Source organism: Paraglaciecola algarum (assembly GCF_021532655.1).
GTDB classification, from domain to species: domain Bacteria; phylum Pseudomonadota; class Gammaproteobacteria; order Enterobacterales; family Alteromonadaceae; genus Paraglaciecola; species Paraglaciecola algarum.
In genome coordinates, this window is record NZ_JAKGAS010000007.1 from 15,990 (window position 1) to 37,122 (window position 21,133).

Here is a 21,133-nt window from a genome sequence, read left to right on the forward strand (position 1 = left end):
TAAACTTATTGTGGGTACTAACGTGTCCTTGAGAACCTTATGATCCAGAAGAAAATTTGTATACTTGGCGCTTCCGGTGTTGGGAAAACAAGTTTAATAAAACAATATGTGGAAGGTATATTTTCTGAAAAATACCTCACCTCTATTGGTGTGAAAATCGATAAAAAAATTGTCGATTTAAGTTCTGAAAAAGTTCAGTTAATGATTTGGGACATAGAAGGGATCGATAGATATTGTGGTTTTCAAGCCAAATACCTAAGAGGGGCTTCCGCATTTATCATAGTGACGGATCGTACTCGGTCTCAATCTTTAATTGAAGGCAATGAAATTTTTAATATGGCAAAAGAAGTTGCTGATATTCCTGGCATTCTTGCTTTAAATAAAAAGGACTTGCCTACCACTTGGCATTGGAGCGATTCAGAATTAGCTGACATCAAACATCCATTTGCAAAATCTTTTGATACAAGTGCTAAATCAGGAGAGGGAGTAGAAGAGATGTTCTCCTACATAGCGAAAATATTAACGGAGTAATTTCGAGTATGGACACTTCATTATTTCATGACTTAGGCTTGTTAGATTGTGTGATTTTCAAACGTATAGAGCCAACTAAGTATGAGGTGTTATACAATGCTCAAGATTGGTTGTTTGAACTACTACCAGAAACAAAAAGTCAAAAATCATTTCGGTTTGCCCAAAACTCCTTATACCTAGAAGACTTCTTGATCGATGCAGAAGCTCTGTGGATATCTAAACAGCCAGGTTCAGTTGATTCTGGAATTTGGTCAGAGACCTTACCTTCGAGAGAGTTACTTCAACTTGAAGCTTCAGCTATGGTTTGTAATCAACAAGAATATTTAGTCATTCATAAACTCAAAGACAAGTTTACTCAAAAACAACAAACCTTACAGATAGCTCGTGAATTACTTTTGTCGAATGACAAAATAACTGAACAACACGAACACTTACACGCTCAAATGGATGAGCTACTCAGCCAATCAGAACGAACAAAAGCTTTTCAACAACCCATAATCAATGCCTTAGAACAGACTGATTTAGGGGTAGCAATTCTTGACTCTAACTTACAACTTGTAAAAGGTAACCCAGCATTACAAACCTTATTTAATGACACTCACATTGCATTAAAGCTGCCTGTTGACCGACTTATTCTTGAATTGTTTAAAAAACAGTACCCAGAGTATGATCGCGTTTTTTCCACTAGGAGTGCTTGGACAGGAGAGTTATGTTGGCTAAACCCGCCTGAACAAGGAAAATGGTTAAAAGTGGCGATTCACCCAATTAAAAATGCTGATCAAGCATTACAATATTGGATGTTTAGTGTCAGTGATGTCACACAAATTAAGTTCTTACTCAAACGAAATGAAAAGTTAACTCACTTCGACGTATTGACAGATTTGCCTAACAGACAATATTTTTGGCAACAACTCGAAAACAAAATCAAAAAGAACCGCCCTTTCTATTTACTGTATATTGATATCAAAAATTTCAAACGCATTAATGAAGTGCATGGTCATTTAATTGGTGATCAGTTAATAAAAGACTTAGCGAAACGATTACAGTCGGTTACCAGAGTAGATGACTACATAGCCAGAATTGGTGGTACAGAATTTGCCATAATTATGGAAACTGATTATTTTCGTAAACAATTTGCATCTACCGATCAAGGCCAATGTAAAACCTTTGTACAAGAACTAATAAGAGCCAGTGAACTACCTTTCTATTTAGAGTCTGGTAGCCAATGCGAAATAGGCTTAAATGTTGGGGCATCTGCGTTTCCTACAGATTCTAATGATGCAGAAGAACTAATGAAGTATGCTGACTTAGCTGTGTTTGCCGCAAAAAAACAAGTTAAAAGTAGTTTAGAATTTTATTCAAAAAAATTAGTCGATGCGTCCTTAAAACGGATTGAAATGGAAGATGCTTTACAAAAAGCGGTGACCAATAAGCAATTTGAATTATTTTTACAACCTATTATTGATATCAGTTCCAGCAAAATAGTTAAAGCAGAAACGCTTATCAGATGGAGATTAAGCGATGGATCGATTATTGCTCCGGATGAGTTCATTCCACTTGCCGAACAAACTGGGCTAATTGTCCCTATTGGAAAATGGGTCATAGCTGAAGCTTGTAGGTTCTTGAATGAATTAAAAAAAACTCATCAAGAAATAAAACTATCTGTAAACTTATCTCCAAGGCAGGTAGCAGATCGGCAATTATTAGACTTCATCAAAACCACATTAACTCAACAAGATATATCACCTGAGCTACTAGAATTAGAACTTACCGAAGGGGTGTTGATCGATAATTACGACAAAGTACATTATTTACTTACCGAACTCCGTACATTAGGGATTAGTGTGTCTATTGATGATTTTGGCACTGGTTATAGCTCATTATCTTATTTACAAAAACTCCCCATTGATCATATAAAAATCGATCGTTCTTTTACTATGTCAATTCAGGATAATGAGCAAGACCAAGGAGGTAATAGTGCAATCATTTTAGCCGTGATTGCCATGGCTAAAAGTTTGAAGTTAGGAGTAATTGCTGAAGGGGTTGAGACAGATTCACAAAAAGAATTTTTGTTACGCAATCAATGCCATATAGCTCAAGGTTATTTGTTTAGTCGCCCACTGCCTTTTAATGAATTTTGCAAACTACTAAACACTAAAAATTAGACTTAGTAAAAATCAAATAATTGACACTCTCAATATTTCTTCCAGTCAAAAACTTGCCACTCCCCTAGCTTTGTCCTAGCGCTTCATAGATATGTGACATTAAGTTCACCTCCAGTTTTGGCACCAAACATGCTTATGGCTAACTCCTATTTCGACACATTAAGAAAACTATATGAAAATACTAAAACCAACCATTTTAGGATTAGGCATATTGACAAATTGTGCCCTAGCAGAGTCTACTATTTATCAATCTATTGCTAATGAATTAACCATAGATAGTGCAGGGGTTATAAAAGTAAAAGTCCTACTCGTTAATGAAACAGATGAAATAACCTGTAGCCATGGTAATTATGATTTTTTATTCAACCTAGAAAGCATTATTGGGCAGAAGTGGTATGACACATTATTATTATCTCGTAACGCTAATAGTCTAATAGATTTCATATACGACAACACTAGTTGCACATTATTAGCACTCAAACTACCTAAATTATACGAACACGGAGATAATGTTAACGAACCTGGAAAGGGGCTTAAAGAAACAGGCGAGTATGGCAATGTTGCACTTATTGGTAGTAATATTTTAACCGACGCAAACTACTCAACAAATAGCCACTACGGTCAGGATGTTGTTACAGCGGCATTTGACGGGTATACATATTCAACAAAATCAAACTCAGATGCTACAGACAAAATTAGCCGAGGGATATGGTTACACAAAATCATAGATGAAGCTGATGAGGAAATCGTAAAACCGTGGTTACAAGTAGACTTTAATAAAAATGTTACACTAGTTGGGCTAGCAATATTCATGAACCAACAATCCCTAGAATTGGGACGCAGTCCACGTTATGCCACTTTGTATACATCACTTGATGGAGTGGATTTTGAAAAAATTGAAAACCTATCATTTTCTTTTGATTCTCCAGCTTCTGGTAATTTTTCATCGCCGATTACATCTCGATTTTTTAGACTAGTCATAGACAGTAATTACGGTGATAACCGCTTTATAGAAGTTGACGAGCTTGAGTTTTATCAGTAATAATTTTACAGGTTTTCATAATTCAATAACCAATAAAAAAGCGCCAAATTTGGCGCTTTTTTATATTTTAGATAAATCGTCAATTAAAGGTTATTTTTTACCTTTCTGACCTTTCATATAACTGAAAAAGTCGCTATCTGGCTCAACAACCAACACATCTTGTTTGCTGCTAAAACTCTTTTTATACGCATCCATACTTCTTAAAAAAGCATAAAACTCAGGATCTTTAGTGTAAGTTTCTGCGTAAATTTGTGCAGCTTGGGCATCACCCTCACCTTTTAATTTACGTAAATTACGTTCTGCATCAGCCAACATAACTGTTACTTTTGCGTCGATCTCAGCTTTGATAAATTCTGCTTTTTCTTTACCTTCAGATCTGTGCTCTCTTGCTACCGCTTCTCGCTCGGTACGCATACGTTGGAAAATAAAGTTACGTACTTCTGGTGGTAAATTAATTTGTTTTACACGCACGTCAACAATTGCGATACCTAGTTCATCTGAACTAGTAGCTGCTTGAGCCATGGCTTCATCCATAAGCTCTGAACGTTCACCAGATACAATTTGCTGAATGGTTCGTGTACCAAACTCAGAACGTAATCCGTTATTGACTTTTTGTTGTAGTAACACTTCTGCGCTACTTTTAATGCCGCCTGTGGCTAAATAATATTTAGCAAAATCTTTAATTTTCCACTTAACGTACAAGTCTACAATTAAATCTTTTTTCTCAGACGTTACGAAACGGTCAGGCACTTCATCCAATGTTTGAATACGTGCATCAAGCTTAACTACACGATCAAAAAACGGTAGTTTAAAATGTAAACCCGGTTCAAATACTACAGTTTCGTCAGTTGCAGAGTCTCTCTGAACTTTACCAAACTGGATAACAATAGCTTTGTTACCTTCTTCAACTACAAACAAAGAGCCAAACGCTAACAAGCCTACAGCCACTATGAGTAATGCAATAAAATTTTTCATGGCTTAGTTTCTCCCCGTACGAGAACTGCTTCCACGAGAAGAGCCTCTAGAATTATTAGAGATTGAATCAGAACTAGTATCTTGATTACGTAATCCTTCTAATGTGCTTCTAATGTTAGCTGGAACCGTTGAACCAGACTGGCGATCTAATATTTTATCTAAAGGTAAATACATCATGTTACCTGTGCCTTGAGTATCCACTAAGATTTTGCTGGTATTAGAATAAACTTCTTCCAAAGTTTCTAGATAAATACGACTACGTGTCACTTCAGGCGCCGCTTTGTATTGAGGTAGTAACTCTTCAAAACGCGCTATTTCACCTTGTGCTTCTAACGCTACACGCTCTTTATAAGCTTGTGCGTCTTGAGCCATACGATTAACTTGGCCACGAGCTCTAGGCTCAATTTCACGAGAATAGGCTTCAGCTTCGTTGATAAACCTTTGTTCATCTTCTTGGGCTGCTATTGCATCATCAAACGCTTCTTTCACTTCTTCAGGTGGTCTAGCATCCTTGAAGTTCATATCAACAATGGATAAACCCATATCATAAGATTCGATAATGCTGGATAGTTCATCACGCACTGCTTGCCTAGCTGATTCACGTCCTGCTGTTAACACACTGTCCATTTTAGAATGGCCAACCACATAACGAATAGCACTATCAAAGGCCTGGCTTAAACTTTCTTCAGGGCTAGTCACTGCGAAGCTATACTTGTAGGGTTCAGTAATACGGTATTGTACTTCCATCTCAACACGTACTACGTTTTCATCTTCGGTTAACATTGAACCAGAAGAAGGCATTGAGCGAACAGTCTGCACATCTACAGGCTTAACTGTATCGATAAAGGTTGGTTTCCATTGCAAACCCGGCTCAACAAAATGGCTGAATTCACCAAAACGTAAAACCACACCACGCTCTGCTTCTCTAATGGTATAAATACCACTGAAACCCCAGGCTATGAGTAAAATTCCGGCTATAACAGCAATACCTATGCTACCTAACCCTTTGCCATCAGATGAACCACCATTACCGCCACCTAACTTGCCGAATTTCCCCATCAAGTTTTTAAACACCTCATCTAAATCAGGCGGCCCTTGATTTTTGCCGCCTTTATTTTTCCAAGGATCATTATTATTACCACCGGGCTCATTCCAAGCCATGTTTACTCTCCAACTAGTTAATTCAATAAATATACGAATATTTCTGTTTATTCGATCTGTTTATCATTCACTCATTAAACAAATCTACTGTTTTACTATGTAAGACTCTAAGTTCTCATCAACTCGCTTTATCAGTCTTTGCCAATCGGCCTGCTCCATACGCACTTCCACTAGCCAATCTCCGTTTTCAGCATAACTCTGTGCAGCAATACAATTCATTTCAAAAAACACGCCACGCAAATTACCTTTTTCTGGCGGGATCGACAAGCTGTGTTGTACCATATTTTCAGATAAACATTCAGTTATCGCTGTTAATAATAGATCAACACCTAAACCTTGTTGGGCCGAGATCCAAACCCGAATTGGTGTTCCTTCTTCGTCTCTATCTATTTTAGCTTCAACCCCTTCCATACGGTCAATTTTATTACACACCACCAACTGCTGGATCTCATGAGCGTCAATTTCTTCTAACACCTCATTGACCTGATCAACATTTTCTCTAAATTGATCATCAGCATAATCCACTACGTGCAACAAAAGATTAGCTTGTTGTGTTTCTTGCAGGGTTGCTTTAAAGGCTGCTATTAGATCATGGGGGAGGTGTCGAATAAAACCAACCGTATCAGCCAGAATTGCTGAACCAACATCTTGTAACTGAATCTTTCTAAGGGTTGGGTCTAGGGTGGCAAACAGTTGATCTGCTGCATAAACCGCTGAATTAGTCATTTCGTTAAATAATGTCGATTTACCCGCATTGGTATAACCCACTAACGAAACTGTCGGTATTTCTGCTCTAATTCTTGAACGACGACCTTGCTCACGCTGTTTTTGCACTTTTTCTAAACGGCGAAGAATACTTTTTATTCTCGCTCTAAGTAAACGCCTATCAGTTTCAAGTTGACTTTCACCTGGTCCACGTAGGCCAATCCCACCTTTTTGTTTATCTAGGTGAGTCCAACCGCGGATTAAACGTGTACTAATATGCCTAAGTTGAGCCAGCTCAACTTGCAACTTTCCTTCGTGGGTCCGAGCTCGTTGAGCAAATATATCCAAAATTAGACCGGTGCGATCTAATACACGACATTTGCACAATTCTTCTAGATTTCGTTCTTGTGAGGGGGATAAACTATGATTAAAAATGACGATGTCAGCTTGCTGAGTACGCACTGCGTTAGCAATTTCTTCAGCTTTACCACTACCAACAAAATACCTAGGATGTGGCGCTTGTCGTGAACCTGTTACTACATCAATTGCATTAACACCAGCAGAAGAAACCAATAACTGAAGTTCTAATAAATCTTCTTTACTATTTTCATCTGCAAATTCTACATGTACTAAAACAGCTTGTTCACCTGCTTCATAACGGTCAAACAAGCCGTTCTCCTATACCTTTCATATTAGCTTTTATTTATTTAGCTTTCGTCAGATTCCGATTGGCCTGCAGTAGGCATTGGAATAGCTCTTGATGGAACTACAGTTGATATGGCATGTTTATACACCATTTGACTCACCGTGTTTTTTAGTAAAATCACAAACTGGTCAAAGGATTCAACTTGCCCTTGAAGTTTAATACCATTAACTAGGTAAATGGATACGGGAATACGTTCTTTCCGTAGCGCATTTAGGAACGGGTCTTGTAGAGATTGCCCTTTTGCCATGATCTTTCCTTTTTATTATAATGATTTACCACTGATTTGGATTATACAGAAAATCAATTCTCTGTATAGGCCCTACTATAGTTGTATTTGGCTATGATTTATGACTTTTGATGAATTGTCATTCGCAAACGTATCTAAAGTGTAAATATTTTCCCAACCTCGCAGCCAAGTTAATTGCCTTTTGGCTAACTGTCTGGTCGCTGCAATTGACTTATTTCGCATCTCATCGAAATCAAATTCTCCCTCTAAATACTGCCACATTTGACGATAACCCACACATCGAATTGACGGCAAGTCTAGATGTAAATCTGCCCGTTTTTTCAAAAGTTCAACTTCTTGCTGAAATCCAGCATCTATCATCAATTGAAAACGTAAAGCAATTCTTTCATGCAATACAGATCTATCTTGGGGGGCAATACTAAATTGTTTAATTTCATAAGGAATTGGAGGGGATTTAGTCGCCATTAAATCTGTCATAGATTTATTAGTTAATTCGTAAACTTCCAATGCCCTGACTAATCGTTGGGGATCATTTGGATGAATACGCTTAGCCGATACAGGATCAATCTTAGCCAACTTATTGTGCATTTCTTGCCAGCCCAAATCAGCGGCCTGTTGGCTTATTTGGTCTCTTATTTGAACATCTGATTCAGGTAAAGGGGATAAGCCATCAACTAAGGCTTTGTAATACATCATAGTGCCCCCCACCAACAAAGGAATGTTTCCTCTTGCCGTGATTTCTTGCATAGCAACTAATGCGTCACGTCTAAACTCTGCTACCGAATAACTCTGTGCAGGGTCAAGTATGTCGATTAATTTATGGGGTGCCTTAGCTAATTCCTCAGAAGTTGGTTTAGCTGTGCCTATATCCATACCTTTATAAATTAATGCCGAATCCACACTAATAATTTCACAGGGTAATTGTTCACACAACTTGATCGCTAAATCGGTTTTACCAGACGCGGTAGGGCCCATTAAAAAAATAGCTGTTGGAAGGCAAGTATGTTCTAGCACTTTGTTATCAGTCATTATTTTTCTCAGCAGCGGACAACCATTTGTTTAATGGCAAAGGTCGAGCGAGTAACTTTAACGCATCTGATAAGTTAGATGACTGGATGACGAATTGTGCCCAAAGATCTTGTATTTGATTGTTCTCAGTAATATTACTATTTTTCACCACAACAGAAAGTAAGTATTCACCTACTTCATCAACACTAATTTTATCGCACTCTAAAATTTTTGATAAACATTCTGCCCATTGAAATTGTCTTAGTCCCGCTGGAACTTTGCGTAAGAGGATACGGTTGGGTGTCCAGCCAATCTCGACACTATTTTCGAGTAAAGGCTGATACAGTTTTTTGGCTTGGGTTAACATTTCTTCATTAGCCTCAATCGACACTGGCATTAATAAAGGCTGACTGACCGGCAAGGATTTTTGATACAGTTTCATCAAAACAGCCTTGTGTAAATCAGTTACATTCAATAAATAATAGTTTTGCTCAACCCCAACTATAATCTTTCCATCATCACACCTTAACCAATTCCCTACACCAACAGGACTTGCAGTCCCTTGTGAAGCTTGCATCAAGTCCTGATAACCTTGATAAGATTTTGTATTAACGCCTGCACCAGTAATCTTAGGTCTACTGCTAGTGTGGGCCAAACGCCCACGATTAGAAAAATCTGCCGAGTTAGATATTGGTGCGGTAGAAGCGGAATATCCATTCTGATTCTCTCGTGCCGCAGGTTCAGAGATTTGTGCTCCTGCTAAATAAACGTCTTGATCTTGAGTAGATTGTAAAGACTGTAGAGGTTGAATGTAATCATGCTTAGGTTCAACTGGCTCTAATACATTTATATTTGTAGTTGCCTGCTCATGCTCAAAATACTGTTTTAAAGCATCAGCCAAAGCTCGATAGATAAAATCATGGACTAAACGGGCTTGATGAAATCTCACCTCATGTTTAGCAGGATGCACATTTACATCCACCTGATCTGCGTTAATCGTTAAATATAAAACATAAGAAAATGAAGACTCTACGTCTGAAAAATTTTCAATAGCCTGACGAATAGCGTGATTAATTAATTTGTCACGCATAACCCTACCATTCACATAAAAATATTGAAATTCACTATTAGTTTGAATGTCACTTGGCGGAACCAGCCAACCTTTGAGTTCAAATTCTTGATATTGACTATTTAGTTCAATACTTTGCTGCGCAAACTCTTTTGAACAAATGGCAGTCACGCGTTTGATTGGGTTTCCCTGTTCACTTATTGCTGGGTATTTACGTAACAATTTACCGTTATGTTTAAGGTTAAAGCTCACATCGAAACGGCTTAACGCAATGCGCCTCACCACTTCGTCTATATGTGAAAACTCTGTTTTTTCGGTTTTTAAAAATTTCCGCCTAGCTGGCGTATTAAAAAATAAATCCGCCACATCAACACTGGTGCCATCTGGATGAGCTACAGGATTGATCTCGACCTGCATGTCCCTGCCTTCACAATGAGCTTGCCAAGCTTGCTGTTGTGCTTTGGGCTTAGAACTCAAGGTTAATCTTGCCACCGAGCTTATACTGGCCAACGCTTCGCCCCGAAAACCTAAACTACAAATAGCTTCTAAATCATCTAAGCAAGTTATTTTACTGGTAGCGTGACGGCTAAGCGCGAGAGCTAACTCGTCTTTAACAATGCCTGAACCATTATCGCGCAGTACAATCCGCTTATGACCACCTTTTTCAATTTCGATATCTATTTGCGTGGCGCCCGAATCCAAACTGTTTTCGATCAACTCTTTAACTACCGATGCGGGACGTTCGACTACTTCTCCGGCTGCTATTTGGTTGGCTAATCTAGCTGGCAGTATTTGAATTGGCAAAACAGTAACCTTGAATAAAGTGTGAAAAAATTGACATAGTTAGGTACGTGGGATTGTTAGTACCTGACCGATTTTTACCACGTCAGAACGCAAGTTGTTTACTTGCTTAAGTTGACTAACAGGTACGTTATATCGCTGAGCTAGTAACGACAAAGACTCGCCACTTTGTACCCTATGAGTGCGAATTTCTTGTTTCCATTTGGCCCATAAAGATCCATCTGGTGGCGACGATTTAAAATGTTGTTTTATGCCAGCAAAAATTGATTGAGCTAGCTTCTGTCTATAAGCAGACCAATTAAGATTTTTTTCTTCTCTAGGGTTAGAAATAAATCCTGTTTCAACCAAGATAGATGGAATATCTGGAGAAGTTAACACTGCCAAACTCGCAGCTTGAGGCGTTTTTTTATGCATTTTAGTCACGCGGCCTAAGTGTTTTATTACGTCTCTACTTAAGTCATAACTAGTGGTTAAGGAATGATCCATAGACATATCCAACAAAGCTTCCGCAAGATAACGCTCACTAGCCGTATCTTGGATCACCTCGGCTGCACCGCCTAACAATTCAGAGTGTCTTTCTGTTCTTTCTATCCAACGACCCAATTCACTGTTAGCCCGTTTCATGGATAATACCCAAACCGAAGCACCGCTGGGTTGTGGAGTGGTAAACGCATCCGCATGAATTGAAACAAATAAATCTGCTTTATGTTTACGGGCAATTTGCGGACGACTATTGGGAGAAATATAGTAGTCCCCAGTACGAGTCATAACAGCTTGTAAGCCTGGCTCGTTTTTAATTAAAGCCTCTAATCGTTTAGCAATACCTAGTGTGACGTTTTTTTCATAACTTTTCGCCCGACCAATTGAACCAGGATCTTCCCCTCCATGGCCAGCATCTAACACTATAACTATGTCTCTGTTATTACTGGATTTAGCGTCGAGTACAATTTGCGGAGTAGTGGGCACACTGTTATCGGTAAAATCTATCACCAAACGATTACCATATGGTGTAGTTGGCGGTAAGGCAAAAACTGTCTTATCTAATTTTTTTGTTAATTCGATGACAACTCTTATAGAACGAGCATTCTTGGCTTTACTGTAACGTACTTTTTTAACTAAGTTACTTTCGTTAGCTACAGTTGAAAAATCAAAGTCTTTAGTGGTGTTATCTATATCCAAGACTAAACGTTCTGGTTTAGACAAACTAAAATAGGTGAATGTAGGTGTGTCAGTTACATCAAAAACCAAACGAGTTGAATTTGGCGAAGGCCAGATCCGCAAACCATCAATATTATTTTGATTGGATGAACTTTGCGCTAATCCACAATTACAGACTATTAACAGCAATACACTGAAAATAGCTAGTTTCAAATTTTTAGACCTAGTTTTCTGCATTATTTTTATTCTAGTTCGCGAGCGCGTTAAGCAAATCTAAACCTTTTTGCGATTGCGCTTGCATTAATAAAGTTCGCCCTGCTTGTGTATATTCAATACTAATGTGTAAATCAGCAGAAGCCAATAGACCCGCACCTTTATCCGGCCATTCAATCAAACAAATACAATCATCTGCAAAATAATCTCGAATGCCCATAAACTCTAACTCTTCAGGATCAGAAAGACGGTATAAGTCAAAATGGTATATTTTCCAAGATACCAACTCATAAGGCTCAACTAAAGTATAAGTGGGGCTTTTAACCTTACCGCTATGCCCTAAACCTTGGATAAATCCGCGACTAAACGTAGTTTTGCCCGCACCTAAATCACCTTCTAAGTATATAACAATTGCTTGTTTGACCTGCTCAGCCAAGGTGTTAGCTAAGGTGACTGTGGCTTCTTCATTGGATAATTCAAATCGTCGCTGCGCTAAATTTGATGAAGTTGAGGTTAAAAAGTTCATAAACCGTTAATAATCGCTCTTAATGGTGTTAATAAATCTGAGGCTATCATACCACGTTGACCATATTGTCTGGCAACTCTATCACCTGCTTCAGCGTGGGCGCACACAGCATAAATTGCAGCTTGTTGTTCAGGCATTCCCTGAGCAAGAAAGGCAGATATTATACCGGTCAATAAATCTCCCATTCCAGCGGTCGCCATACCTGGGTTGCCACCATTACAAACCCAAGAACATTGATTCTTATTTTGAGTTTCTGCAGTTTGAATGAGCGTACCTGCTCCTTTTAATACACATGTGCCGCCATACATTTTGGAAATATTTTCGCTAGCTAGATACCTGTTATTTTCAATATCTTTAATCTGAACTTTAAGTAACCTAGCGGCTTCACCAGGATGAGGAGTTAAAATACATGCCGGAAGTTTAGAAAATATATTATAAAGATTAGTTTTGTCTTTTTTGTCAGCCAGTAAATTTAAAGCGTCTGCATCAACAACTAGGGATTTAGGATCCGTTGTTAAATACCTGAGTACATGATCTAACTTTTGCACCGCCCATTGGTCTTGACCTAAACCAGGCCCTATTACGACACAAGTACACCAGTTTAATGCCGCTTCAAGATCTTGATATTGCAACATTATTTCTGGCCTACCAGAAGCAACATGTAGTCCACTCGACTGGTGACAATACACCTTGACTAAACCAGTACCAGCCCGTAAAGCAGACTCTGCGCTCAAACGAATTGCGCCTGGCATACCTTGGTTTCCACCAATACATAACACTTTACCAAAGGAGCCTTTATTACCGTTTACAGGCCTAGATTTGATCGGATTCAATAGAGACCAATTCACAACTTGTGAATCAACATTTACTAGCTGATAAAACGCTTTACCAATCGCCAAATCCGTTAACTCTATTCGCCCACATAATTCTTTACCTATTCCTGTTAATAAACCTAATTTCGGGGCAATAAATGAAACGGTTATGTCTGCATGCACACAAATTGGCATGGGTATGCCAGTATTGGCATGCATACCAGAAGGTAGATCAAGACTTAATCTAGGCATTGCTGTTTGATTAATTTTTTCTATTAATAACTGAAAACTCTGTTTAACTTCACCTTCTACACCTGTGCCTAAAATGCCATCAACAATAATTTCAAAGTCACTAAAATCGATACAACTGAAATTTTTGCTCTCACCACCTGCTGCAACCCATTCTCGTTGAGCAAGACCCGCATCTGCTAGCAACTCACGCTCAATATTTTCACAAAAAACACAAACCTGCATGCCACTTTGTAATGCCAGCCTTGCTAAAATATAAGCATCACCAGCGTTATTTCCATTACCTGTAACCACTGCTATTTTTGTAACCTTAGGCCAGTGTGTTTTTAATACCTCAAACCCTGCCTCACCTGCTCGAGTCATAAGTTCGAACATACTACAATCTGCATTTTTTGCGGCTTGAGGTTCAAACTTTTTGACCTGTTCTGAACTTACAGCTTTATATGCTAAAATTTCAGCTGCTTGCTCGTTTAACAGGTTTGGTAATGTCATCATTTAGCACTTCAGATTTATTGGGTTTAGTTGAAAATATCAAGGCTTGGGGCAAAGAGCTAGGATTTCAGCAAGTTGGTATTAGTGATCTTGATTTAAACCAGCACGAAAGCTACTTAAAGTCATGGCTCGAAAAAGGATTTGCTGGTGAGATGGGATACATGTCAGAACATGGTATGAAACGGGCTCGTCCACAAGAATTATTACCTGGAACCTTAAGGGTAATCAGTGTACGGATGGATTATTTACCTCCAGATGCACAATTTTCTAAAACCCTTAAAAACAAAAATAAAGCTTATATAAGTCGTTATGCTTTAGGCCGCGATTATCATAAATTATTACGTTCTCGCTTAAAAAAATTAGGCGAAAAAATTAAAGCGCAATGCCAACACCTTAACTACCGTCCGTTTGTAGATTCAGCACCAGTGTTAGAACATGCTCTTGCTGAAAAAGCGGGTATAGGATGGACTGGTAAGCACTCACTTACGATAAACAAACAGGCTGGTTCTTGGTTTTTTCTAGGTGAGTTATTTATTGACTTACCACTTCCAGTGGATAAAAAGGTAACCGAAAACTGTGGCTCTTGTAATGCTTGTATAACCATATGCCCTACTCAAGCCATAGTGGAACCATATGTGGTAGACGCTAGGCGCTGCATTTCCTACTTAACCATAGAACAAAAAGGAGCGATCCCAATACAATACCGTAAGTTAATCGGCAATCGAATATACGGGTGTGATGATTGCCAATTAATATGTCCGTGGAATCGATATGCAAACATTACAGATGAAGCCGATTTTCACCCCCGTAAAAAACTTTTCAGCCAAGAGTTACTGGATTTATTTGCGTGGAACGAAGCCACATTTTTAAAAAATACTGAAGGCTCAGCTATCCGCCGCATTGGTTTCGAAAGGTGGCAAAGAAATATTGCAGTAGCATTGGGTAATGCTAATTTTTCACAAACAATAATTGAACATCTTCAGCACGCATTAATAACAGCTAGTGATTTAGTAGCGGAACATATTAATTGGGCGTTAAAGGAGCAAAAAAACAAGTATTCGGCGGGTGAATCTCCGGAAAACCGCTTAACAAAAAGATTAATCCGCAGCGTCGAAAAAGGTTTACCCAGAGATGCATAGAATCATTTTAAAAAGAGGACTCTACCGATCGTGATAAATTAAACGTAGTCACGAACTATTCTGGTCACCGAACCATGATACGAAGAAATATGTACGTCAGGATCGACAAAATCAGCGGGATATCCGTACAAGCCAAATAAGTTGCCACGACTATGACTAATCACTACAGCAAAGTTCGGAGTCGGCTCTATATTGCCTCTAAAGGGATCTAAGATTGGAATGGTATAACGTCCAAATTTTAACAAGCCAATTTCTCGGCCATTTTTATAAATAATTTTGTCAAACACAGGATTTTCGATAATAGAATAAACAGCAAATTTAGGAATTTGAACTGTCACCCCCTGCCAGTTGATTTGAATAATCTGCAACTCTTGTGCAAGCGATGATATTGATTTGGGTAATTCAAATGCTTTCATCATTTTCCCCTTTCATTTCATATCTGCGTAATCTCTACCTGATCAAAAGATAGGTGATATAAACATGGGTTGTCAAAAATTAAGGTAATATTCTCGACATAATTTTCGATACTCAGTAGAGTATTTCTCTTTCTGCTCGCCATAAATGCACATGTGTGAGATCAGCATTTGGCTTTTCTGTTTGCTAAATAATAGTAAATGTCGAATTACCTTTCCTTCGGGGTTTGCTTTTACTTTTAGCTGCTCCTTGCAATAAAGCCCCACCGACTCAGCGAATACAATAAATTTGGCCACAGCATCATCTGGCAAAACACAATAAAACCGGCCTGCTTCTGTCAAAAGTGTTGCCACTCTTTCTAATAACTCTGCGTGGTTTAATCCACTGATCTGTCTCGCTTTAATTCTTTTAATATCGCTATTTTTTGCATTAGAAGCATGATTAACAGGAAAGTAAGGAGGATTAGACACAATCAAATCGAATGGTGTATTAACTTGAAAAATTTGTAATGCAACCTGTTCAAAGAACAATTGTTCTGCCCAAGGAGACTGTGCCCCGTTACTCACTGCTTGGACAATTGCACTGACATCTAAATCAATTCCTGTAATTTTACAATCTGGTTGAACATTCTGCGCCAACATAATTGCCAGTAACCCACTGCCAGTGCCAATATCTAAAATATTTTTTGCATTGGCTACATTCACCCAGCTGCCTAACATAATACTGTCAGTGCCTACCTTCATGGCGCACTTAGCGTGCTCAATCGCGAATTGTTTAAACTGAAAACCATACATGCGTAACTTAAAGCTCCCGCCAAACATTGAAATTTAATATAAGATATAACATAATTAGATTATAGATTTAAAAGCTAGGTAAGTTTACACCCCTTCAAGTATACCCTCGCAGTTAAGCTCTTTTCACCCTTAAAAATAATTGGAATTTAATATGATTAAACAACTCGCCTGCTTTATGCTGTGCAGCTTGAGTTCAAGTCTTGTACACGCAAGTGAAAATACACTCGATAATCAAACCTTATCTATTGAACGTATATTTCAATCGCCTGCTTTGCAGGGCAGCAAAAAAAATAAATTGAAAGTGTCGCCTGATGGTAAACGTGTCACCTTTTTACAAGGGAAAAAAGATGACTATGAGCGTTTAGACATTTGGGAATATGACATCTCTAGTGGTAAAACCCAACTATTGTTTGACTCCAATAACTTACAATCTGCACCTGCTGAATTGTCAGATGAAGAAAAAGCCCGTAGAGAGCGTATGCGTTTAAGCGGTACTGGCATTGTTAGCTACCAGTGGGCAAAAGATGGAAAATCACTACTTTTTCCACTTGATGGTGATGTTTTCCACTATTCGTTAGGGGCAAAAAAAGCCAAACAACTACTTGATACCCAAGCATTCGAAACAGATATCAAACTATCCCCTCAGGGTAATTTCATATCTTATGTGAGAGAGCAAAACCTATTTATCCAAAATATGGACAGTGGTCGTGAGACTCAGCTTACTTTTGACGGTAAAGACAATATAAAAAATGCCATGGCGGAGTTTGTTGCACAAGAAGAAATGAAGCGCATGACGGGTTATTGGTGGTCGCCAGATGAGAAACGTATTGCTTTTATTCAAGTTGACGAATCACCGGTAGAGCAAATAACTCGCAGTGAAATATACGCTGACTCAATTAAAATGATCACTCAGCGATATCCCAGTGCTGGCACAAATAATGTAACCGTTAAATTAGCCATTATTGAGCTAGCGTCGAACAAAGTTGCTTGGGTAGATTTAGGCAAAGAGCAAGACATCTATCTACCTAGAGTTAAATGGATGGCCGATAGTCAGCATTTAACTTATCAATTGCAAACTCGCGACCAACAATCTTTAAGTTTGAATAGTTACAATGTGCAGAATCAAACACAAACAACATTGCTAACTGAAACTAGTGACACTTGGGTTAATTTGCATAAAGATTTACGGTTTCTAAAAGATAAAAAACACTTCATTTGGGCTTCAGAAAGAAGTGGATACAAGCACCTATACTTGTATAAAAATAATGGAGAGTTAGTCAAACAACTTACTACAGGTGATTGGGTAGTGGATAAAATTGCCGCTATTGATGAGAAAAAGCAGCTAATTTATTTCACAGGTGCCTTAGATACACCAATCGAACGCCATTTATATAGCGTGTCATTAACCAACGCTACAGTTAAAAAAATCACCAAACGCAGTGGCACACACGCAATTAGTTTCAGTCATGATGGGAGTGTTTATGTGGATAGTTTTTCTACAACCAATACACCTCAACAAGTCAGTTTACATAAAGCTAATGGCCAAGAAATCACTTGGTTAAACGAAAATAAAATTTCTCCATCCCATCCCCTTTACCCTTTTCAACAACAATGGGTAAAACCAGAAATATCGAGCTTTAAAACAACTGACGGCACCGAGTTATATTACCGTTTATATAAACCTAAAAAACTTGCAGACAAACATCCAGTCATTGTATTTACCTATGGTGGCCCACACGCTCAATTAGTAAAAGACAGTTGGCAAGGTAACCGTGGTCTGCTTATGCAATATTGGGTGAATAAAGGATATGTAGTATTCACTGTGGATAACAGAGGCTCGAACTATCGTGGCCATCAATTCGAAGCCCCTATTTATAAAAAAATGGGCCAGATTGAAGTGCAAGATCAAGTCGAAGGTGTGAAGTTTTTAAGAAACCTACCTTATGTTGATGCCAATAGAATAGGCATACATGGGCATAGTTATGGTGGATACATGGCACTTATGGGTATGTTTAAGGCGGGAGAATACTTTCAAGCAGGCGTAGCAGGTGCCCCTGTAACGGATTGGGCATTGTACGACACTCACTACACAGAACGTTATATGGGCAACCCCAAAACAGACAGTGCAGCTTATGTAGCATCATCTGTTTTCCCATACGCCAAAGATCTAAAAGGTAAGTTGTTGATTTATCATGGAATGGCAGATGACAATGTACTGTTCTCTCACAGCACTAAGTTATACAAACACCTACAAGACTTAGCCATACCATTTGAAAGCATGGATTACCCAGGTAAAAAACACAGTATTCGTGGCAAAAATACCGGAATACATATGTATAAAACCATTACCAACTTCTTCGATAACCATTTCGATATGGAAGAAAAGTAATCACGATTAAATTAACGCCCTTTCATTTTAACTAAGGGCGTTAAATATCTTCTGAGTGAGCAATCACTTACGGTTACTGAAATATATTTCTAGGCAAACATATTGGTTGCAAGTGTTTTTTGAATACCCACCACAGTATCTTTCTTCAATTCCTTTTCAATTGGTTGGTCTTGACCAGAGATCCAAATTTTTAGCTCTGCATCAAGATCAAAATGTCCGGCAGTTTCAATTTTAAACTGCGTTATGGCGCGATATGGGATCGAGTGATAATCCACTTTACGACCCGTCATGCCTTGTTTATCAATTAGTATGAGTCTTTTGTTAGTAAACACATACATATCTCTAATTACTTTAAAAACCTGCTGAATACTTTCAGTATCGCCAATTATTGGCGCTAATTCTTCAGCCACTTCATTTACATTTATCTCAGATGCGTTGCCTAATAATCCGTCAAGGATACCCATTTAACATTCCTTCTGGTTGAATTTTCAAAATCAGCATAAATGTTGCTAGGAAAATATCAAGATTAGGATAAGATCTAGCACACCTTCTTGCCAATCTATGCCCTGAACTAACCATGCCAAGTATCACCTTATCCGATATTGAAACTGCCCATACACGTATTAAGCCCTATATTAGTCAAACTCCGATTATAAAATCTAGCTTACTGAATGAGTGGTTAGGACACGAGATTGTTTTTAAAGCTGAGTGTTTGCAAAAAACCGGTGCATTTAAAATGCGAGGCGCCTTGAATATGATGTTGAAAGCCAAACAAGAAGGCAGGCTTGGCAACGAAGTAGTAGCCAGTAGTTCAGGTAACCATGCTCAAGCTGTAGCCTATGCTGCACAAGTTTTGGGTGTAAAAGCCACTATTTACAGTGCGAAAAATATTTCGACAGTTAAAGCGGCTGCCACTCAATATTATGGTGCAACCCTTGATTTAAGTAACACTCGAAAAGAAGCTGACCAAAAAGTAAAAGAAGCTGCCCAAAAAAACGGTGCACTTTGGGTACCGCCTTTTAATCATCAAGATATCATTACTGGTCAAGGAACAGTGGTATTTGAAGCCATGCAACAAACCGACAAAATAAGTGCCGTTGCAGCGCCTGTTGGTGGTGGAGGTTTAATTTCCGGCTCATTGATTGCAAGTAAAGCTATCTCACCCAATATCCAAGTTTTAGGTGCTGAGCCATTATTAGCCAATGATGCAGCCCAGTCGTTACGCACAGGCTCTATCCAATCATTAACTGCCCAACCTAACACCTTAGCTGATGGCGCTGCTACGTTAGCGGTTGGCCAAGAAACCTTTCCATACCTGCAAGCCCTTGATGGTTTTTATGAAATAGACGAACAGCAGATTGCTTATTGGTGTCAATGGTTACAGCACTTATTAAAGCTCCACGTAGAACCAACAAGTGCCATGAGCATGGCAGCGGTTGTTAATTGGTTAAAAAACCAAACCACCCGACAAAAGGTATTAGTAATATTATCCGGCGGCAATATTGATTACCAAAAGATGCAACAAATTTGGCAATTTAATCATTTAGAAAACATGCCTAGCTTGTAAGCCCCAAACACATCAGATTAATCAATTAAGTTAAAAACCTGAAATCAATATCAATGGCTTGTATGATATGAGGGATAACTTAACGCTTAATCAATTGAGAACATTAATTTTGAAATTATGGTGTGTTGCCGTACTCCTAATGGCATTATTTCAATCCCGTTTTTTACAAGCAAATGAATGGTTATTTGCCGATGCTAACTGCACCATAATATATTCACTTAAGCCTGCTGCTGATCTGTACTTAAATAAGGAAATTAAGACTCTAGATAGATTAATCCAAAGGCGGAAAGTAGTATTCATCGATCTAAATTTATGGCGTGACACAGCTCCTCACAAAGAGATTAGTGGCCGCCAAAGGCACCAAATTCGTAGTTTGTTTAATTTACCTAAAAACTCGAATCAAGCTTTGATTTTTAATCAAAAAGGTCAGTTAATAGGCCGTCATTCTGGGTCTGTGACTTTGGTAAATATGTTAATTGATTGTCAGCCTTAACTAGTCTCTGTTCACTTTCACCATATACACACAATCTTTCATATTACCTGGCACCCCCCCTGGATAATCCGTCTCAACAAATCCCAATTTTTGATAACAATGGTAAGCTGCTAGGTTGTCTTCAAATACAAATAATGAGGCGCTCTGGGCTGTATGTAAGCCAATGGCTATATCTAGTAATTGTTTGACCAGTACCTGACCTAAACCTTGCCCTCGGTTGTTGGGGTTAACCACCAAACGTGCTAAGTGGTGACGCTCTAATCTTATATAATGCTGACCAAATGCCATGACCTGGTTATTTTCATCTAACATAGCGTAAGAGTTAAAATGAGGCGCTTGTAGTAACTCGGTAAAGGTTTGGTCTTCAATTGGGTATGTTAATTCCGGCCCACCCCACCTTTGAATTTCGTCAAAATGATGAAACCACCTTTTTATCTGCAACATATGTTCAGTTGTTGCCCTTAAAAACTTCATACA

The 21,133-nt window shown here is 38.5% G+C and carries 20 protein-coding genes; 7 read left to right on the forward strand and 13 right to left on the reverse strand.

What is annotated here, in order from left to right; translation table 11 throughout:
* Positions 1–39 precede the first annotated feature (39 nt).
* From L0668_RS12960 to L0668_RS12970, 3 genes are all read left to right on the forward strand, one after another.
* A complete protein-coding gene (locus tag L0668_RS12960) occupies positions 40–531 on the forward strand; it encodes a Rab family GTPase (RefSeq protein WP_235313065.1) in 492 nt (163 codons plus the stop codon).
* An 8-nt stretch (positions 532–539) separates the two neighbouring features.
* The gene (locus L0668_RS12965; protein WP_235313066.1) at positions 540–2,696 is read left to right on the forward strand and encodes a putative bifunctional diguanylate cyclase/phosphodiesterase; all 2,157 of its coding nucleotides are present in this window, start codon (positions 540–542) and stop codon (positions 2,694–2,696) included.
* Between the two features lie 172 nt (positions 2,697–2,868).
* Positions 2,869–3,738: a discoidin domain-containing protein gene (locus tag L0668_RS12970; protein WP_235313067.1), complete on the forward strand. Its 870-nt coding sequence runs from the start codon at positions 2,869–2,871 to the stop codon at positions 3,736–3,738.
* A 90-nt stretch (positions 3,739–3,828) separates the two neighbouring features.
* On the opposite strand, the gene hflC is transcribed toward L0668_RS12970, so the two are convergent.
* The 9 genes from hflC to L0668_RS13015 form a co-directional block, all read right to left on the reverse strand.
* On the reverse strand, positions 3,829–4,713 hold the full coding sequence (gene hflC, locus L0668_RS12975; RefSeq protein ID WP_235313068.1) for a protease modulator HflC: 885 nt from the start codon (positions 4,711–4,713) through the stop codon (positions 3,829–3,831).
* A gap of 3 nt (positions 4,714–4,716) precedes the next feature.
* A complete protein-coding gene (hflK, locus tag L0668_RS12980; protein ID WP_235313069.1) occupies positions 4,717–5,874 on the reverse strand; it encodes an FtsH protease activity modulator HflK in 1,158 nt (385 codons plus the stop codon).
* Between the two features lie 84 nt (positions 5,875–5,958).
* Complete coding sequence (gene hflX, locus L0668_RS12985; protein WP_235313070.1) at positions 5,959–7,248, reverse strand: ribosome rescue GTPase HflX; 1,290 nt, start codon at positions 7,246–7,248, stop codon at positions 5,959–5,961.
* 38 nt (positions 7,249–7,286) lie between these two features.
* Positions 7,287–7,532 (reverse strand): RNA chaperone Hfq, encoded by a 246-nt coding sequence (gene hfq / locus L0668_RS12990; protein ID WP_235313071.1) that lies wholly within the window; start codon positions 7,530–7,532, stop codon positions 7,287–7,289.
* A 75-nt stretch (positions 7,533–7,607) separates the two neighbouring features.
* The gene (gene miaA / locus L0668_RS12995; RefSeq protein ID WP_235313072.1) at positions 7,608–8,561 is read right to left on the reverse strand and encodes a tRNA (adenosine(37)-N6)-dimethylallyltransferase MiaA; all 954 of its coding nucleotides are present in this window, start codon (positions 8,559–8,561) and stop codon (positions 7,608–7,610) included.
* Positions 8,554–10,413, reverse strand: a complete 1,860-nt coding sequence (mutL, locus tag L0668_RS13000; RefSeq protein ID WP_235313073.1) for a DNA mismatch repair endonuclease MutL — start codon at positions 10,411–10,413, stop codon at positions 8,554–8,556. The genes miaA and mutL overlap by 8 nt, the downstream gene beginning before the upstream one ends.
* Before the next feature lie 39 nt (positions 10,414–10,452).
* On the reverse strand, positions 10,453–11,805 hold the full coding sequence (locus tag L0668_RS13005) for an N-acetylmuramoyl-L-alanine amidase (protein ID WP_235313074.1): 1,353 nt from the start codon (positions 11,803–11,805) through the stop codon (positions 10,453–10,455).
* 10 nt (positions 11,806–11,815) lie between these two features.
* Positions 11,816–12,307, reverse strand: a complete 492-nt coding sequence (gene tsaE / locus L0668_RS13010) for a tRNA (adenosine(37)-N6)-threonylcarbamoyltransferase complex ATPase subunit type 1 TsaE (RefSeq protein ID WP_235313075.1) — start codon at positions 12,305–12,307, stop codon at positions 11,816–11,818.
* Positions 12,304–13,863, reverse strand: a complete 1,560-nt coding sequence (locus L0668_RS13015; RefSeq protein ID WP_235313076.1) for an NAD(P)H-hydrate dehydratase — start codon at positions 13,861–13,863, stop codon at positions 12,304–12,306. The genes tsaE and L0668_RS13015 overlap by 4 nt, the downstream gene beginning before the upstream one ends.
* Here L0668_RS13015 and queG point away from each other — a divergent pair.
* Positions 13,854–14,999 (forward strand): tRNA epoxyqueuosine(34) reductase QueG, encoded by a 1,146-nt coding sequence (queG, locus tag L0668_RS13020; RefSeq protein WP_235313077.1) that lies wholly within the window; start codon positions 13,854–13,856, stop codon positions 14,997–14,999. The genes L0668_RS13015 and queG overlap by 10 nt on opposite strands.
* A gap of 38 nt (positions 15,000–15,037) precedes the next feature.
* Here queG and L0668_RS13025 read toward each other — a convergent pair whose 3' ends face one another.
* Both L0668_RS13025 and L0668_RS13030 read right to left on the reverse strand, forming a co-directional pair.
* Positions 15,038–15,415, reverse strand: coding sequence for a hypothetical protein (locus L0668_RS13025; RefSeq protein WP_235313078.1), 378 nt, complete (start codon positions 15,413–15,415; stop codon positions 15,038–15,040).
* 72 nt (positions 15,416–15,487) lie between these two features.
* Entirely contained in the window at positions 15,488–16,234 is a 747-nt protein-coding gene (locus tag L0668_RS13030) for a tRNA1(Val) (adenine(37)-N6)-methyltransferase (protein WP_268820367.1), read from the reverse strand.
* A 127-nt stretch (positions 16,235–16,361) separates the two neighbouring features.
* Between L0668_RS13030 and L0668_RS13035 the strand changes: the two genes are divergently transcribed.
* Positions 16,362–18,596 carry a S9 family peptidase gene (locus L0668_RS13035; RefSeq protein ID WP_370659905.1) on the forward strand — a complete coding sequence of 745 codons (2,235 nt, stop codon included), beginning with the start codon at positions 16,362–16,364 and terminating at the stop codon, positions 18,594–18,596.
* 89 nt (positions 18,597–18,685) lie between these two features.
* Here L0668_RS13035 and L0668_RS13040 read toward each other — a convergent pair whose 3' ends face one another.
* Entirely contained in the window at positions 18,686–19,060 is a 375-nt protein-coding gene (locus L0668_RS13040) for a PH domain-containing protein (RefSeq protein WP_235313080.1), read from the reverse strand.
* Between the two features lie 113 nt (positions 19,061–19,173).
* Between L0668_RS13040 and L0668_RS13045 the strand changes: the two genes are divergently transcribed.
* A complete protein-coding gene (locus L0668_RS13045) occupies positions 19,174–20,163 on the forward strand; it encodes a serine/threonine dehydratase (protein WP_235313081.1) in 990 nt (329 codons plus the stop codon).
* A 139-nt stretch (positions 20,164–20,302) separates the two neighbouring features.
* Positions 20,303–20,656 (forward strand): hypothetical protein, encoded by a 354-nt coding sequence (locus L0668_RS13050; RefSeq protein ID WP_235313083.1) that lies wholly within the window; start codon positions 20,303–20,305, stop codon positions 20,654–20,656.
* On the opposite strand, the gene L0668_RS13055 is transcribed toward L0668_RS13050, so the two are convergent.
* Positions 20,657–21,130, reverse strand: coding sequence for a GNAT family N-acetyltransferase (locus L0668_RS13055; RefSeq protein ID WP_235313085.1), 474 nt, complete (start codon positions 21,128–21,130; stop codon positions 20,657–20,659). It lies immediately after the preceding gene.
* Between the last annotated feature and the right edge of the window lie 3 nt (positions 21,131–21,133).

What these genes read in the sequence shown, in the direction of transcription:
- miaA (WP_235313072.1), bottom strand. Translation starts at nt 8,561, where the DNA reads ATGACTGATAACAAAGTGCTAGAACATACTTGCCTTCCAACAGCTATT.
- L0668_RS12960 (WP_235313065.1), top strand. Translation starts at nt 40, where the DNA reads ATGATCCAGAAGAAAATTTGTATACTTGGCGCTTCCGGTGTTGGGAAA.
- L0668_RS13030 (WP_268820367.1), bottom strand. Translation starts at nt 16,234, where the DNA reads ATGTTTGGCGGGAGCTTTAAGTTACGCATGTATGGTTTTCAGTTTAAA.
- L0668_RS13040 (WP_235313080.1), bottom strand. Translation starts at nt 19,060, where the DNA reads ATGGGTATCCTTGACGGATTATTAGGCAACGCATCTGAGATAAATGTA.
- L0668_RS13045 (WP_235313081.1), top strand. Translation starts at nt 19,174, where the DNA reads ATGCCAAGTATCACCTTATCCGATATTGAAACTGCCCATACACGTATT.
- tsaE (WP_235313075.1), bottom strand. Translation starts at nt 12,307, where the DNA reads ATGAACTTTTTAACCTCAACTTCATCAAATTTAGCGCAGCGACGATTT.
- L0668_RS13025 (WP_235313078.1), bottom strand. Translation starts at nt 15,415, where the DNA reads ATGAAAGCATTTGAATTACCCAAATCAATATCATCGCTTGCACAAGAG.
- hflK (WP_235313069.1), bottom strand. Translation starts at nt 5,874, where the DNA reads ATGGCTTGGAATGAGCCCGGTGGTAATAATAATGATCCTTGGAAAAAT.
- L0668_RS13055 (WP_235313085.1), bottom strand. Translation starts at nt 21,130, where the DNA reads ATGAAGTTTTTAAGGGCAACAACTGAACATATGTTGCAGATAAAAAGG.
- L0668_RS13050 (WP_235313083.1), top strand. Translation starts at nt 20,303, where the DNA reads ATGGCATTATTTCAATCCCGTTTTTTACAAGCAAATGAATGGTTATTT.
- L0668_RS13015 (WP_235313076.1), bottom strand. Translation starts at nt 13,863, where the DNA reads ATGATGACATTACCAAACCTGTTAAACGAGCAAGCAGCTGAAATTTTA.
- hfq (WP_235313071.1), bottom strand. Translation starts at nt 7,532, where the DNA reads ATGGCAAAAGGGCAATCTCTACAAGACCCGTTCCTAAATGCGCTACGG.
- L0668_RS13005 (WP_235313074.1), bottom strand. Translation starts at nt 11,805, where the DNA reads ATGCAGAAAACTAGGTCTAAAAATTTGAAACTAGCTATTTTCAGTGTA.
- L0668_RS12965 (WP_235313066.1), top strand. Translation starts at nt 540, where the DNA reads ATGGACACTTCATTATTTCATGACTTAGGCTTGTTAGATTGTGTGATT.
- L0668_RS12970 (WP_235313067.1), top strand. Translation starts at nt 2,869, where the DNA reads ATGAAAATACTAAAACCAACCATTTTAGGATTAGGCATATTGACAAAT.
- queG (WP_235313077.1), top strand. Translation starts at nt 13,854, where the DNA reads ATGTCATCATTTAGCACTTCAGATTTATTGGGTTTAGTTGAAAATATC.
- hflC (WP_235313068.1), bottom strand. Translation starts at nt 4,713, where the DNA reads ATGAAAAATTTTATTGCATTACTCATAGTGGCTGTAGGCTTGTTAGCG.